Origin of the sequence: Sphingobium sp. Cam5-1 (assembly GCF_015693305.1) — a bacterium.
Taxonomy (GTDB): Bacteria; Pseudomonadota; Alphaproteobacteria; order Sphingomonadales; family Sphingomonadaceae; genus Sphingobium.
The window spans coordinates 1-14,766 of record NZ_CP065138.1 but is presented as its reverse complement, the minus strand read 5'-3'; the positions used below and the strand labels follow the sequence as shown (position 1 = coordinate 14,766).

General features: G+C 61.2%; 16 protein-coding genes. 8 read left to right on the top strand and 8 right to left on the bottom strand.

Going from position 1 to position 14,766, the window contains the following annotated elements; translation table 11 throughout:
• Positions 1 to 162: 162 nt before the first annotated feature.
• The 3 genes from IZV00_RS00080 to IZV00_RS00070 are packed head-to-tail and all read left to right on the top strand — an operon-like array spanning position 163 to position 1,494.
• A complete protein-coding gene (locus IZV00_RS00080; RefSeq protein WP_196225225.1) occupies positions 163 to 621 on the top strand; it encodes a copper chaperone PCu(A)C in 459 nt (152 codons plus the stop codon).
• 3 nt (positions 622 to 624) lie between these two features.
• Positions 625 to 1,089: a vgr related protein gene (locus tag IZV00_RS00075; protein ID WP_196225224.1), complete on the top strand. Its 465-nt coding sequence runs from the start codon at positions 625 to 627 to the stop codon at positions 1,087 to 1,089.
• 45 nt (positions 1,090 to 1,134) lie between these two features.
• Positions 1,135 to 1,494: a hypothetical protein gene (locus IZV00_RS00070; RefSeq protein WP_196225223.1), complete on the top strand. Its 360-nt coding sequence runs from the start codon at positions 1,135 to 1,137 to the stop codon at positions 1,492 to 1,494.
• 5 nt (positions 1,495 to 1,499) lie between these two features.
• Here the strand turns inward: IZV00_RS00070 and IZV00_RS00065 are convergent, their stop codons facing one another.
• Positions 1,500 to 2,504 (bottom strand): S66 peptidase family protein, encoded by a 1,005-nt coding sequence (locus IZV00_RS00065; RefSeq protein WP_230463377.1) that lies wholly within the window; start codon positions 2,502 to 2,504, stop codon positions 1,500 to 1,502.
• Between the two features lie 26 nt (positions 2,505 to 2,530).
• Positions 2,531 to 2,974, bottom strand: coding sequence for a cupin domain-containing protein (locus IZV00_RS00060; protein WP_196225221.1), 444 nt, complete (start codon positions 2,972 to 2,974; stop codon positions 2,531 to 2,533).
• A gap of 50 nt (positions 2,975 to 3,024) precedes the next feature.
• Here IZV00_RS00060 and dapE point away from each other — a divergent pair, with 50 nt between their 5' ends.
• A complete protein-coding gene (dapE, locus tag IZV00_RS00055; protein ID WP_196225220.1) occupies positions 3,025 to 4,167 on the top strand; it encodes a succinyl-diaminopimelate desuccinylase in 1,143 nt (380 codons plus the stop codon).
• Between the two features lie 3 nt (positions 4,168 to 4,170).
• On the opposite strand, the gene IZV00_RS00050 is transcribed toward dapE, so the two are convergent.
• The 4 genes from IZV00_RS00050 to IZV00_RS00035 form a co-directional block, all read right to left on the bottom strand.
• Entirely contained in the window at positions 4,171 to 5,844 is a 1,674-nt protein-coding gene (locus IZV00_RS00050) for a putative bifunctional diguanylate cyclase/phosphodiesterase (RefSeq protein ID WP_196225219.1), read from the bottom strand.
• A gap of 99 nt (positions 5,845 to 5,943) precedes the next feature.
• Positions 5,944 to 6,477 carry a Smr/MutS family protein gene (locus IZV00_RS00045; protein ID WP_196225218.1) on the bottom strand — a complete coding sequence of 178 codons (534 nt, stop codon included), beginning with the start codon at positions 6,475 to 6,477 and terminating at the stop codon, positions 5,944 to 5,946.
• Between the two features lie 12 nt (positions 6,478 to 6,489).
• A complete protein-coding gene (mltA, locus tag IZV00_RS00040) occupies positions 6,490 to 7,743 on the bottom strand; it encodes a murein transglycosylase A (protein WP_196225217.1) in 1,254 nt (417 codons plus the stop codon).
• Positions 7,740 to 8,396, bottom strand: a complete 657-nt coding sequence (locus tag IZV00_RS00035; protein WP_196225216.1) for a Tim44/TimA family putative adaptor protein — start codon at positions 8,394 to 8,396, stop codon at positions 7,740 to 7,742. The genes mltA and IZV00_RS00035 overlap by 4 nt, the downstream gene beginning before the upstream one ends.
• A 186-nt stretch (positions 8,397 to 8,582) precedes the next feature.
• Between IZV00_RS00035 and secB the strand changes: the two genes are divergently transcribed.
• From secB to IZV00_RS00015, 4 genes are all read left to right on the top strand, one after another.
• Positions 8,583 to 9,083, top strand: coding sequence for a protein-export chaperone SecB (gene secB / locus IZV00_RS00030; RefSeq protein ID WP_196225215.1), 501 nt, complete (start codon positions 8,583 to 8,585; stop codon positions 9,081 to 9,083).
• Between the two features lie 134 nt (positions 9,084 to 9,217).
• Positions 9,218 to 10,810: a murein biosynthesis integral membrane protein MurJ gene (gene murJ / locus IZV00_RS00025; protein WP_196225214.1), complete on the top strand. Its 1,593-nt coding sequence runs from the start codon at positions 9,218 to 9,220 to the stop codon at positions 10,808 to 10,810.
• A gap of 4 nt (positions 10,811 to 10,814) precedes the next feature.
• Positions 10,815 to 11,819 carry a tryptophan--tRNA ligase gene (gene trpS / locus IZV00_RS00020; RefSeq protein WP_196225213.1) on the top strand — a complete coding sequence of 335 codons (1,005 nt, stop codon included), beginning with the start codon at positions 10,815 to 10,817 and terminating at the stop codon, positions 11,817 to 11,819.
• 165 nt (positions 11,820 to 11,984) lie between these two features.
• Positions 11,985 to 12,632 (top strand): DUF4136 domain-containing protein, encoded by a 648-nt coding sequence (locus IZV00_RS00015; protein WP_196225212.1) that lies wholly within the window; start codon positions 11,985 to 11,987, stop codon positions 12,630 to 12,632.
• A gap of 72 nt (positions 12,633 to 12,704) precedes the next feature.
• Here IZV00_RS00015 and IZV00_RS00010 read toward each other — a convergent pair whose 3' ends face one another.
• Both IZV00_RS00010 and dnaA read right to left on the bottom strand, forming a co-directional pair.
• Positions 12,705 to 13,313, bottom strand: coding sequence for a peptidylprolyl isomerase (locus tag IZV00_RS00010; RefSeq protein WP_196225211.1), 609 nt, complete (start codon positions 13,311 to 13,313; stop codon positions 12,705 to 12,707).
• Positions 13,314 to 13,350: 37 nt separating this feature from the next.
• Positions 13,351 to 14,766 (bottom strand): chromosomal replication initiator protein DnaA, encoded by a 1,416-nt coding sequence (dnaA, locus tag IZV00_RS00005; RefSeq protein WP_196225210.1) that lies wholly within the window; start codon positions 14,764 to 14,766, stop codon positions 13,351 to 13,353.

Here is a 14,766-nt window from a genome sequence, read left to right as displayed (position 1 = left end):
AAACCCCAATTTCATTCAGCGGTTGACGGCCCCATACCTCACGAAAGCGCCAAGGCAAGGCCGTTTGCGGATGGGATATAGGCGTGATCTTTCTTGGCACAAGAAGCGCGGGCGATTACCGTAACAACCGACCGGAAACGAGACAGTCACGAAAGCCTCCTGATGCGCGCACTCTTCAGCCTCTTTGCCCTTGCTGCCCCTTTCACGCTTGCGGCATGCGGCGATCCTGCACCGACCTATATCGACCAGGCCTGGGTCCGCCTCAGCCCCAACAAGGACACGCCATCGGCTGGATATTTCGTGGTGCATGGCGGTGATGCAGCGACGCAACTACGCGGCGTGCTCACCGATTACGCGCTTAAGGTAGAGATGCATGAGAGCATGGATCATAACGGCATGATGATGATGCAGAAGGTCGATTCAGTCGACATTCCCGCCAAGTCGAAAGTCGCCTTCGCGCCCGGCGGCAAGCATTTGATGATCTGGGGAGTCAATGATACGGCTATCAACCGGGGCAAGATGACGCTGACCTTCCTCCTCGCCAATGGCGACCGCCTGCTGGTCGATGCCGCGATCCAGAAGCCCGCAGCGCCAGCTCCCAAAGCCGGGGGAGCCAAATAAGCTTTGACGAGCCGACCCCTGACCTCGGGAGAAGTCACGCTCGCCCGATCAGTGTTCGGCGATGCAATCGCCTATGATCGGGTACTGGCACATAACCGCAAATGGTGGCCGCTTCAGCCCGCCCGCGTGACGATGTCACCGGACGGCCATCTCTGGTTCAACCCCAAGAGCGGCCTCTTCTGCGCGGATTTCTGCGACCAGGGGCTGCACTTGCAGGGCCATTTCATCCACGAGATGACCCATGTCTGGCAGGCGCAAAGGGGCGGAAAATGGTATCTGCCGCTGATGCGTCACCCCTTCTGCCGCTATGGTTACGACATCATGCCGGGGCGGCCGTTCCAACGCTATGGACTTGAACAACAGGCGGAAATCGTTCGCCATGCGTTTCTGATGCTGAAAGGCGCACGCGTGGAGGGGAAGCCACCGCTGCATGTCTATGAAGAGCTACTCCCCTTCAGCCTGGCCTAGTCGTACGACAGGTTTTCTCCGCCAAAATCTGTTATCTTGGCCCGCATGCGGCTGATCGCACCCTTCCTACCGCTGGTGGCCTTCTTCGCCACACCAGCCTTGGCAGAGCCTGCGCCCACTCAGCGTGCGGGCCATTATTATCTTCGTGGTGTCATGGAAACCGGATCTGAACTCATGCTCCGGCCGGACGGGCGGTTTCAATGGTATCTCGTCTATGGCGCTCTGGATCTTTTCGCCGAAGGACGCTGGCAGGAGGTGGATGACACCGTCCGGCTGCTGGCCGAACCGACGAAAGACGTGCCGCAGCCCGGTTTCAATGTGCTGACGCTGACCATCCAGGGCAACGAACTGATCCCGCCCGATGGACGCGGAGCTTACATCCGTCCCTCGGACGAGGCGGACTGAAATCCTCAGCTGACCGCCGCCTCCAGCAAACGGATACTCCCCGCATCAGCATCAATTTCAGCGCGCACGCCCAACGGCAGGCTGAACTGGCTCGCGACATGACCTATGGCAGCGCCTTGAAACGCGGGAACGCCAAGGGGGCCGAAATGCTGCTGTAGCACTTGCGACAAGGTGAAACCGCCATAGGACGGCTCCCGTGCGCCACAGCTTGTGCATTGGCCAAATACCACGCCCGCCACCTTGCCCAGGACGCCTGCCTGCGACAGCTGGGTCAGCATCCGGTCGATCCGGCAGGGTGCCTCATCCACATCCTCCAGAAACAGGATGGCACCCGCAAAGTCAGGTAGCCAGCCCGTGCCCATCATGGCCGCCAGCACGGTCAGATTGCCGCCCAGCAGTCGCCCGCTGGCCCGCCCTGCGCCAAAGGTCCGAATGCGCCCGCCCAATGGAACCAGCCGGTCCTCCTTGGGCTGCGGGTTGATCAAGGTCGGTGTGGCACCTTTAAAGGCAATTGCGCGAAAGGCATCCCAGCTGAATTGCGGCCAGCTGCTTGCGGCATTGGGTCCATGTATCGTCGTAAAACCCGCTCGCGCCGCAAAAGCCATGTGTAACGCTGTTATGTCGCTGAATCCGATCAGCAGTTTGGGGTTCGCGCGAATCGTTGCAAAGTCCAGATAAGGCAGGATGCGCGCGCATCCCCATCCGCCGCGAACAGCAAACACGGCCCGGACCTCCGGATCGGCGAACATCGCGTTCACATCGGCGGCCCGGTCCTCGTCCTTGCCTGCCAGATAGCCATATCGTTCGACCAGATGCCGGGCAGGCTTGGGCTTCAACCCCATCGCCAATATCGTTTCCCGCACGACAGCCAGATCGAACATGTCATCCGTAAAGCCCGCGGGCTCAACCAGCCCCACAACATCGCCCGGACGCAAGCGTGGCGGCTTGATGAGGGCAGAAGCAGGCGCCTTGGCGGCCAACAGGGCGGTCCCCATGCCCGCCAGCATCATCCGCCTATCGAAGCCCGGATAGCCGCTCAAAAAGCGCTCCCATCCTTGCGCCGATAGCTTCCCATCGACCATCGCAAATCAATGTCAGGATAATGCGCGTCTCCCTGCGGCACCCGCCCGAAAGCCAGGAACTCGCAATCGCCATCGCTTTCATTGATCAACTGGTGCCCGTTCGGCTCTCCCTTGGGAAAAGCTGCCATGTCCCCTGCCTGCATCGAAAAGCGACCTTCCTCTTCGATCAGCACGGCCTGCCCGCTCAGCATGACGACGAATTCATCTTCGTCCTCATGCCAGTGCCGCTGCGATGAAGCCGCGCCTGGCTTCAATATTACATGACTGATGCCAAAATCGGCGAGCCCGCAACCATGGCCGAGCTTTCGGACCCAGCGTCCATCGACTGCCCCAGAATAGGGTGCCGGATAACCGGTCCTGTTGTTCTGCTCTATAGCTGCAAGATCGATCTTGGGCATGATCTCTTCCTCCGCTGGCAAAGGCGCTCGGCTTTCGCTAACGCAGCCTCATGAGCATGACCAGCACCAATGCCGACACAGTGGACATAGCACGAAAGCTGATTGCATGTCCTTCGGTAACGCCCGCGCGGGGTGAGGTTTTTGCCGTCCTGGAAGCGATGCTGGTTCCGCTCGGCTTCACGGTCGATCGCTTTATTGTGGGGGAGCAGCCCGACGGTCCGGTCGAAAATATGCTCGCCTGGCGGACAACCGGCGCGGGTCCGCACTTCGCCTTTGCCGGGCATCTTGACGTCGTGCCGCCCGGGGATGGCTGGACAAGCAACCCATTCACGCCCGAGCTTCGCGGCGACCTGCTCTACGGTCGCGGCGCGGTTGATATGAAGGGATCGATCGCTGCATTCGTCGCCGCGCTCGCCAGCATTCCGGAAGATTTGCCGGGTACGGTCAGCCTGATCATCACTGGCGACGAAGAAGGTCCTGCGGTTTTTGGTACGCTGGCGCTCATGGATCGCATGGCTGCTCATGGACTGCGGCCCGACCTCTGCCTGGTTGGCGAGCCTACCTCGTCCCAACGGCTGGGTGACGTCATCAAGGTGGGCCGACGCGGATCGGTGAACATGTGGCTCCGCGTGGAAGGGGTGCAGGGGCATGTCGCCTATCCGCATCTGGCCGACAATCCCGTGCCACGGCTCGTTCGCATTCTTGCCGCCATAGATGCCGTGGTGCTGGACGAAGGCACCGACTGGTTTCAGCCAAGCAATATCGAAATCACGGACCTGGAAGTCGGCAACGCCGCAACCAATGTCATTCCAGCCGCAGCAAATGCGCGCATCTCCATCCGCTTCAATGATCGACATAGTGGCGCGCAGTTGATTGAACGGATCAACGCGATCGCCGCAGCGGAGGGCGGCACCGTCACCGCAAAGATCAGCGGCGAACCATTCCTGACCGAACCCGGAGCCTTGTCCAGCCTTGTCGCAGGAGCGATCAGGGAGGTGACCGGAGTGGAAGCGGAACTTTCCACCACAGGCGGCACTTCGGACGCGCGCTTCCTCTCGCGCCTCTGCCCCGTGGTCGAATTCGGTTTGAACAATGCGACGATGCACAAGCTGGATGAGGCAGTCGCCGTGCAGGACCTGCAAGATCTGACGCGCATATACGCGCTTATTGTCCGCCGGGCGTTAGCGGCCTGACCTTCAAACCATTCGGCGCTGGATGGCCTTTGGTGTAAAGCGGGCCAGATAATCCTGTTCGCTGGTGGGTCGGGCGAAATGATATCCCTGGAACAGCGTGCAGCCGATAACGCGCAGCATTTCCATTTGCGCTTCCGACTCGACGCCCTCGACCACGACCTCCATGCCCAGCCCCTGGATCAGGCCGACAACGGCACTGCAAATGGTACGCGCTTCGGCTGATACGGCGATGTCGCGCACCAAACTCCGATCGATCTTGACCCGATCGACAGGCAGCTCCTTCAGGCGGGACAGGTTGGAATAACCGGTGCCGAAATCATCGATGGCGATCCGCACGCCTTCCTCGCGCAGCGCTTTCAACTGCGCACACACCCGATCGTCCATTCCCATCGCCAGCGATTCGGAAATTTCCAGCTCCAGCATGTGCGGCGGGGTCTGATGCGCCGCCATGGCATGCCGCAACCGCAGGAAGAAATCCGCTTGGGACAGTTCCCGCGACGAGATGTTGACCGCGATGCGCTGCCCGATCTCGGCCTTCGACCAACGCGCCGCCGTTTCGCATACGCGGCTCATTACCCAATCGCCCAACGCCACAATGGCGCCGCTTTCCTCCGCGACAGGCACGAAGAAGCCCGGCATGACCATGTCACGTTCGGGATGTGCCCAGCGGATCAAGGCTTCGGCCGTGACGACCCGGCCACTCACAGCCTCCACCTGTGGCTGGAACTCCAGAATAAACTCATCGCGTTGCAGCGCCAGCAACAAATCCCGCTCCAGTTCGGCGCGGTCGGCGGCTTCCAGCGCCAGTTCGGCAGTGAACATTTCGGCCCGGTTCCGGCCCCGATGTTTGGCATGATACATGGCGATGTCGGCGGATCGCAGCAGGGCAGAGAGGGTATCGCCGTGATCGGGGTAGCAAGCGATGCCGATTGATGCGCCCAATTCTATATGCTGGCTGCCCAGATCAAAGCGCTCGCTCAGCGCGAACTGAATAGCGCGCGCGATCCGGCTCGCAGCCTCGGGACCGGCCAAGCGGGGGAAGAACATCGTGAACTCGTCACCCGCGAGGCGGCCAATGACGGCGTCACTATTGCCAGCACTGACCTGCGCCATGACAACTTCGCGAAGACGGCCCGCAACCCGGGCTAGGATCTGGTCGCCCGCAGCATGGCCCAGCGTGTCATTCACCCCCTTGAAGCCGTCGAGGTCGATGAAGAGCAGCGCCGCCGCGCAGGACTCTTCCCGCTCGGCCAGCAGCCTTTCGACCTGTCGGCAAAAGCTGGTGCGGTTGGCAAGGCCCGTCACCTGGTCAAACAATGCGAGGGTCTGCACATGGTCGAGGTTGGTGCGGACCTGACTGAACAGGCTGGTCATTGCCACCGACAGGTCGGGCAATTCGACGGCGATCTCAGGCGGTACGGACGATTGCAGATCACCATGGGCAGCGGCGATCAGCCTTTCAGTCGCGACATCAATGGCGCTCGCGGTCGTGGCGACCGTCTGGCGGGCCGAGGCCCAGCTGAAGGTGCCGCACAGGATCGCTACGATCAGCGATCTGCCGATGCCCAGGATGTCTTCCGCCTGATCCTGCCCAAGCACAAGCGACAGGATGAACACCAGCGCCCCCGCGGCGCAGGCGAAGGCAGTGGCGCGGCTTTTCAATGTCACGCCCTGCATGTGCCTCCTGCCCAGAGCGCAGCTCGATAATGAGCCACGGATCGGGATGCTTATGGAGGAGGCTGGTTAAGAAAAGGTCAGTGGCAGACCTTGGGGCGGCTATTTTTTGCGCCGCAATATGATGTAGATAGCTCCGTCGCCGCCATGGCGTGGATGCGCCTGTCGGACGCTTGCGATCCGGTCGGAAAAGGGGCTGGTTTCGAGCCAGTGACCGATCTCACCCCGGATTGCGCCCCGTCGGGATTCGCGGTTTGGAACAGCCGCTTTCGGAGGCTTCCCTGTAATCACGAGCAGGATGCGCAAATCACGGGCCAATGCGGAAGAAAGCGCCTGATTCAGCATTGCATGCGCGCTCGAGAGGGTGTGACCGTGAAGGTCGATTGCCATGTCCGGCGCCAGCGTCCCGCCACGGATACGGCGCTCCCACCCATTATCGAGAACCGCCGCCGGGGAGCGGGATGGACGGGTTTCTATAGCCCGCGAAGGAACAGGCGGCAAAGCTTGATTGCCTGGCACCGTTGCGACAGGCTCAGCCATATCGACTTTATGCCGACCGGACCGCAGCGGGCGAACGGATCGAGTAAGAGCGCTCCAAAGCGCCTGTTCCTCGGAGGAAAGATGCCGACGGGCCATCGCCAGCAGCAATTATTGTGACGCCAACCGCGCCGCCGATCCAACGGGCAGCAGGATCAACGCGCTACCGCGTGCCGACATGCCCCCGGCGATCGACCGCGCTCGACTGCCTGCACCCCAGAAACTGTCGAACCGATTGGGGCCTTTGATGGCACCGCCCGTATCCTGGGCAATCCACACGCCATTGGGCTCCGCGCGATCAAGCGAGAGCAGCACCGGCGCCCCCATCGGGACATATCGCGGATCAGCGGCCACGGTCGCCTCAGCCGTCACTGGCACCCCCATGGCGCCAATCGGCCCCGGCCCCGTCAGTTCGCGAAAAAACACGAAGCTCTTGTTTTCATTCATGATCTGCGCGCCCTCCACCGGGTTGGCGCGCAACCATGCCATGATATCCTGCATCGACCCCGCCTGGATCAGTCCGCGATCCTTCATCAGCTTGCCGATGCCAGTGTAATCGCGGCCATTCTGCCCGTCATAGCCTATCCGCATGACATCGCCGCCGGGCAGCAGCAGGCGTCCACTGCCCTGCACCTGAAGAAAAAAGAACTCGACCGGGTCCGCCGCCCACGCGAGTTCAAGCCCACGACCGGCGAGCGTACCGGCGACGATTTGGGAACGCTCGTCAAAGGGGACGAAATTGCTCCCTTGCACCTTGCCGCGTATGGTCTTGCCCTTCAGACTGTCACTGAACGAGCCAAGGTTGACGTCGATCAGCTCGGGCGGACGGCGATAGATCGGGATCTGGTAGCCTGCTTGCTCATTTCGCGACCCGGAGATTTCAGGCTCATAATATCCAGTGACGAACGCTGTGCCTGGGCCAACCTGCACCGCCTCGAAATAGCGGGCGAAAAATTCATTGGCGCTCGCTTCAGGCCAGCTGGACGCGGCAGCGCAGGCGTTGTTCCAGTCCGACCCTTTTGTAAGGCCGCTCTGATCGATGCGCTTCATCAGGGACGGGCAGGAAAGACGAAATGCCTCCAGCGCCTTGCGTGAACGCTCTCCCGCTTCGATCAGTGGCGCAATGTCGGGACCACGCATAACTCCGGCGGCGACCGCCGTTAAATTGTCGGCAGCCTGCGGCGATGGCGTCGCGGACGGCAAAGCTGGGCGCGGCGTCGCGGGAACTACGCTGACCGGGGTCTCGGACCCGCGCACTGGCCTTGAAGGGGCAGGACCTGTGGCTCCCGGTGGGATGACACCGCCCGCGCATGCCGACAAGAGCAGCGCAGCCGACAGCGCTGCCCACGGCTGCCTGAAGTTCATGCGGCCTCGTCGGTTTCGCTGAGCTTCCAGTTGGGATCGGTGCTGCGCAAGTCGCGCGTGAATGTCCAAATATCGTTGGTACTTACTGCATCAGTGAGCGAACCAGCGACGACATTGCCGTCCTTGTCCCTCGTCACCGCTGCGATATCGGCCTCGAACCGAAGCGAAACTTCGGCAACACGTCCATCGACGCTGGCGCCGACGATCTGCGCCTTTTCGATCCGAACAAGCCGATTGTCGAGGACATGACCAGCCGCCTCACGCTGTGCGATCGCTTCCTCAAAAGAGGTTAGCACCTCTGTATCGCACAACCATTCCAGTTCGGAACGATCGCCCCGCCAGAATGCCTCCAGCACCATCTTGTAGGCTGCTTTCGCACCCTCGACAAATTGCGGGACATCGAAATTCCGGTCGGCCGCGATCAATGCGCGCACGCCAGCTTCGCCACCTTGGGTGATCAAGCCATCAGCCAATCGCACCGAATCACCGGCCATGTCCGTCATCGTGCGAGGCTGAAGGACAGTTACCTTCGCCCTTTCCTCAGCCGGACGCAACGCAGGTTCCTGCTCATGCCCCGTCCGCTTTCCCAGTACGGAGTAGAGCCGCAACGCCAGAAAACCGGCGATGAGGGCGAGGATCACGATTACATACACGGGGCAAAGGACCCTTTAGACTAGATCTGAAAACGACAACGCAATCAACATAGGCATGTTTCCGCCCATATTCAAATGGCGCCTTTCGGCGGCAGCATTGCCCTGCCCCGCCGCCCCTGCTAAGCGCACGGGCCAACGTCTTGGGGCTTGTTGTCCCCGGACCAACAGGAAATTCAGGGAACTCAAATGGCCGACGAAGCCGACACCATCCAGACCAGCGCAGGTAACGGCGCCGACACGAGCCCACAGATCGCGCTCATCAGCCAATATGTGAAGGATCTCTCGTTCGAGAACCCTAATTCGCCCGCCGTTTATCAGTGGCCGGACCAGCCGCAAATCGATGTTCAGTTCAACATCGGGGCTGACAAGGTCGGTGATGAAGTCGTGGAAGTTTCCTTGAAAATTGAGGTGAAGGCGCTCGCTCCGCAGGGCACGGCTTTTGCCGTCGAACTGTTGTACGCGGCGCTCTTCGGCATGCGCAATGTGCCGGACGAACAGCTTCAGCCGTTCATGCTGGCAGAAGCGCCGCGCCTGATCTTCCCCTTCGCCCGCCGCGTGCTGGCCGATGCGATCCGCGATGGCGGTTTCCCGCCACTGTTGCTGGACCCGATCGATTTCGGTGGACTTTACGAGCAGCAAGCTCAGGCGATTGCACAAACCGCAGGCGAACCGGCTGGTCACGCCTGAAGCACATATGAGGTCGCACTCCGCTCCCGCTGGGCTCGCCAGGCTTGCGGTAAGCGGAGTAAGCGAACTGCCCTGCGCTTCGGCCGTAGGCAGAACGGGCCAGCCCAACCTCGCGCGGCGGGAGAGATAACCCCATGAAGTTGGTCAAGGCGCTTGGCTCGGTAGGCGGGCTGACGCTCGCCAGCCGGGTGCTGGCGCTGGTCCGTGACTCATTGGCCGCGCGCTATGTCGGTGCAGGCTTTGCGTCGGACGCCTTCAATGGCGTAGCTTTTCGCCTGCCCAACATGTTTCGCGCCCTGTTTGCGGAGGGCGCTTTTTCCGCAGCCTTCATTCCGATGTTCAACCGCAAGGCGGCAGGGCCGGGTGGAATCGCGGATGGCTATCATTTCGCCGAACGTGCGCTTGCCGTCCTGCTTCCGGTGCTTATTCTTTTCACCGCCATCCTGATTGCTGCGGCCTACCCCATCACCTGGCTGTTGTCCGGCGGTTTCTCGCGCCAAAACCCGACGCCGGAGCAGTTTGCCTTCGCAGTGCTGCTGTCGCGCATCACCCTGCCCTATCTCGCGCTGATCAGCCTTGCTTCGTTGCTGGGCGGCATACTGAATTCGCTCGATAAATTCTGGGTAAATGCCGCAGCGCCCATATTGTTGAATGTCGCCATGATCGCCGGCCTGTGGCTTTTCCACGGGACGGACGAATATGAAACGGCTCGTGTCCAGGCCATGTCGGTCACTGTGGGCGGAGCGCTGCAACTCTTATGGCTGATCTGGGCCTGCCGTCGCGCAGGCGTTTCGATGAAGATCAAACGCCCCCGTCTTGACGGTGACGTGCGTGAGTTGCTGCGTCTTATCGTGCCAGCTGCCGCCGGTGCTGGCGCTTCACAGATCAACCTGCTCATTTCCACGGCCTTGTCCGGTTGGCTGCTAGCCTCCGGGTCGATCACCTACATCTATTATGCCGATCGGTTGAACCAACTGCCGCTCGGACTGATCGGGATTGGCCTTGGCACCATATTGCTGCCGACCATTTCCCGGCTTCTGTCGACGGGGCAGGAGCAAGTGGCCATGGAAACGCAAAACCGCGGAGTCGAGTTGGCTCTCTTTCTCACATTGCCAGCGACGATCGCCTTCATCACGGTCGCCGAACCGATCGTTCGCGGCCTTTTTCAATATGGCCTTTTCACCGTTGAGGATGCGCGTCGCTGTGGCTGGGCATTGTCCGCCTTCTCGATCGGCCTCCCCTCCTACGTTCTCGTGAAGGTTCTGACACCCGGCTATTATGCACGCGGCGACACCAAGACCCCCGTGCGTTATGCGATGCTGTCGATCCTCATCAACATCATCGGCAATATCGCACTAATTCCCCTGCTCGGCCATGTAGGCCCGCCGCTGGCGACTGCGATGTCTTCGACCGTCAATGTCGCCATGCTTTATGCAACGCTGGTAAAGCGCGGCCATTTCATCGCTGATGCGCAGCTGCGCCGACGGCTTCCTCGACTCGCGCTGGCGGCGCTGGTCATGGGCGGTGCGCTCATCGCGGGCGAAAGCTTTCTTGAACCATGGTTGGGCGGGGCAATGATCCAGCGTTATCTTGCGCTGGCCGTGCTTGTCGGCGCGGGGATAGCGCTTTACGGGATAGCCTGTTTCCTGACGGGCGCCTATCGGGTGTTCGACCTTAAGGCACTCATGCGCCGACGGGGCTCAACCACAACCCAAGAGAATGGATAGAAGAATGCGCGTCCTTTCCGGCATCCAACCGACCGGTAATCTGCACCTGGGCAATTATCTGGGCGCGATCCGCAATTGGGTTCGGATGCAGGACGAGATGGATGCGGCAAGCCAATGCTTCTTCTTTCTGGCCGACATGCATTCGATCACCGTGCATGAGGGGCGCGAGCAGCGCATCCGTAATGTCCGCGATATGGCGGCGGCGCTTGTCGCTGCGGGGATTGATCCCGATCGCTCTGTACTGTTCAATCAGGCACGGGTCCCCGCCCATGCGGAGCTATGCTGGTTGCTGAACGGCACGGCGCGGATTGGCTGGCTGAACCGCATGACGCAGTTCAAGGACAAGGTCGGTAAGGATCGCGAAGGCGCCTCGATCGGCCTGTTCGTCTATCCGGTGCTGCAGGCGGCCGATATCCTCGTCTATAACGCTACGCATGTGCCTGTGGGCGAGGACCAGAAGCAGCATCTCGAACTGGCCCGGGACATCGCCACAAAGTTCAACACGGATTTCGGGGTCGAGCTGTTTACCTTGCCTGATCCGATCATCCCCAAGGAATCGGCGCGCATCATGTCCTTGCGCGATGGCACTGCAAAGATGTCGAAGTCCGATCCGTCGGACATGAGCCGCATCAACCTCACCGATGAGGATGACGCGATCATGCAGAAGGTGAAGAAGGCCAAGACTGATCCGGAACCATTGCCCGAAACGGCAGAGGGTCTGCAGGGTCGACCGGAAGCGAATAATCTGATCGGCATCTACGCGACCTTGACTGGAAGAACGGCAGACGCCGTGTGCGCCGATTTTGCAGGCAAGGGTTTTGGGGCTTTCAAACCTGCCTTGGGCGAACTGCTGGTTGAAACGCTCCGGCCTATCCGTACGCGCTTCCTGGAACTGCGCACGGATGACGCGGCGCTCGACGCTATATTGGAAAATGGTGCCGCCAAGGCGCGCGCCGCAGCGGAGCCGACCCTGCGCGCTGCCTATGATGCGATGGGACTGATGCGCTGAAACGCTACCCGTCATCGACGGAATAACGATCGCCGTGACGTCTTGCTTATAGCTGGCATAATTGCGTCCGCCCGCCTTGTTCGAGCGTTCAAATGATGTTCAGTTGCGTTCTGCTATTGTCGGGCGCAAGGTTGCATTGGCTCTCTGCCTTAGGGACGCAGGAATATGAAACTTATCAAAAAGATTGGTATGGTTGCGGCGCCGACGTTGGCGCTGGTCGCCCTTTCTGGCTGTGCTTCATCCTTCAAAGCGAATGTCGCGCGCTTCCAGCAATTGCCTGCACCCGCCGGGCAGAGCTTCACCATCGTTGCCGATGACCCCCGTCTCGCCGGTGGCCTTGAATTTTCGCAATATGCAGGGATGGTAGGTCAACGCCTGGCGCAGACCGGCTACACTCCCGCATCTGATCCGGCCCGCGCTGACCTCATCGTCCGCGTCGCCTATCATGTCGATAATGGGCGTGAGAAGGTGCGCTCCACGGGCTTCGGCCCACCCGACCCCTATTTCTATGGCGGCTGGGGCTGGCGCGGCCGCTGGGGTAGGCCGTGGGGCTACGGCTTCTATGACCCGTGGCTGTTCGGCCCCGGTTACAGCGACGTCACCAGCTATACCGTATATACCAGCGATCTCAGCATGAAGATCGATCGGGCGGCCGACAATAGGCGGCTGTTCGAAGGCAAGGCTTCCGCCCAGTCCCTGTCGAACAGGTTGACCTATCTCGTCCCCAACTTGATCGACGCGATGTTCACCGGCTTTCCGGGGCAGAATGGAGAGGATGTGAAGATCACCCTGCCGCCCGAACGGAAGGGCTGACCTCGGACGAAAGGCTCGTCGGCGGTCTTCGCTTCGGAGCAGGAGGCCGCCGAATTTCTCTGCTCGGCAAGATCAGGGAAGCCGACGGGCTGTCGTAATCCTTATGGATTGCTGAAGCATCTGCCCCTTCATAACGCCCTCGCCCGCAGTCGGCGACTTTGGTGCCGACAAAATCGCGCGGACCACGTCCATACCCTCCACCACATGGGCAAACACAGCAAAGCCCTGATTATCGCCCGGCGACGACGGGGCTTGCGCGTCCATGCTGGGCATCTTGCCAAGGACGATGAAGAAATCCCCGGTGGCGCTTCCCGGCGCATAGCGTGCCATGGAAAGCGCGCCTTCATCATGGGTAAGCCCGGTTTGCGTGGTGGGTTCATGGGCGATGGGTGGGAGTGTGCGGGCGGGATCATTCTGCGTTCCGCCCTGGACGAAGCCATAATCGGCTGTCCCCACGGCACGGTAGAATGCGGTGCCGTCCAGCCGCTTCTGATCGACGTATCGCAAGAAGTTGCGCGCGGTGATCGGCGCCTTGGCTTGATGGACGGCGACGATAATGCGGCCAGCATTTGTATCGAGCACGACCTGCACATCCTGTGAAGGAGCAGAAGCCGTAACCTGAGCGGCAGCGGCCGTGAAGGAAAGTAGAGCAGCGAGCAGAAGGGCGACATATCGGATCACCGCTGCACCCTAATCCATCGCCTCATTGCTGTCAGCGTCAGTTTTCCAACTGGCGCAGGAGGGTACGGACGTCGGCGTCGATATCGGCGTTCGTCTGCCGCAGTTCCTCGATCGTGCGCACGGCGTGGATGACGGTGCTATGATCGCGGCCACCGAAAATGCGTCCGATTTCGGGCAGCGACCGGGGCGTCATCTTCTTGGCAAGATACATGGCCACCTGACGGGGTCTTGCAACAGCGCGAGCGCGGCGCTTGGACCGCATCTCCGAAGCGTCGATCTTGTAGTGGGCCGCGCAGACCTTCTGGATCTCGTCTACCGTGATGCGACGCGCGTTGGCGCGCACGGCGTCGGCGAGCATGCTTTGGGCAAATTCCAGATCGACGGAGCGGCCGGTGAGTTGGCCGTAGGCGATCAGTTTGTTGAAAGCGCCTTCTAACTCACGAATGTTTGAGCGAATTGAACGCGCCAGGAAATCGACGACCGCGTCAGGGACCGGCGGGTCGCCGGCGATGGCGCGTTTGGCTTCCAGGATGGAGAGGCGGAGGTCAAGGTCGGCCGGGCGGATGTCCGCGACCAGGCCGCCAGCGAGACGGGACAGGATCCGGGCGTCGATCGAATCGAGCAGTTGGGGCGCGCGGTCGGCGGTCACGACGATGCGGGCGCCAGAGTCAATCAAGTCATTGATAGTGTGGAGAAATTCCTCCTGCGTCGAGCCCTTGCCCGCGATGAACTGGATATCGTCGATCAGCAGCAGGCGGGCGGCGCGCAGGCGCGCCTTGAACATCATGGTCTCGTTCGCGCGCATCGCGTTCACGAACTCCATCATGAACCGTTCCGCCGACATGTAGAGCACAGGCGCGGCCGGTGAATGGGTGGAGAAGTCCTGGGCGATGGCGTGGAGCAGGTGCGTTTTGCCCTGTCCCGTGCTGCCATGGATGAAAAGCGGGCTGAAGCGGGGCTGCGCCTCTGCCGCGATCGCCTGCGCCGCGGAAAAGGCGAGATGGTTGGATTCGCCGGTTACGAAATCGGCAAAGCTGTGGCGCGGCTGGAAATTGCAGGCGGGGGCGGCATCAAGGGCGACCGGATCAACAACAACGGCGGTGTCCTCCACCGGTGCGGCTTCGAGCAGGCGCGGGCCGATGGCGTTAGGCGCGCGGCGGAGCCTCACCTCGCGAACGCCCACGCCAGCGCAGCGCCAAGCCATGCAAAGGCGGTCACCAAAATGACCCGAGACGAAATTGGCCGTGAAGTCGGAGGCGAACAGCAGGTCCAGCGTCTGGGATTCGGGGCAATAGTCGCCCAGCCGGGCGGCCTTCAGCCACTGATCGAACATGCGCGGGCCGATGTCGCGGCGAAGCCCGGCGCGGATCGCATCCCACGCCGATTCCAGACGCGCATCATCATGCGATGCCTGAACGCTCAAACTATCCGCCACTGCCTTGAAACCCTTCAT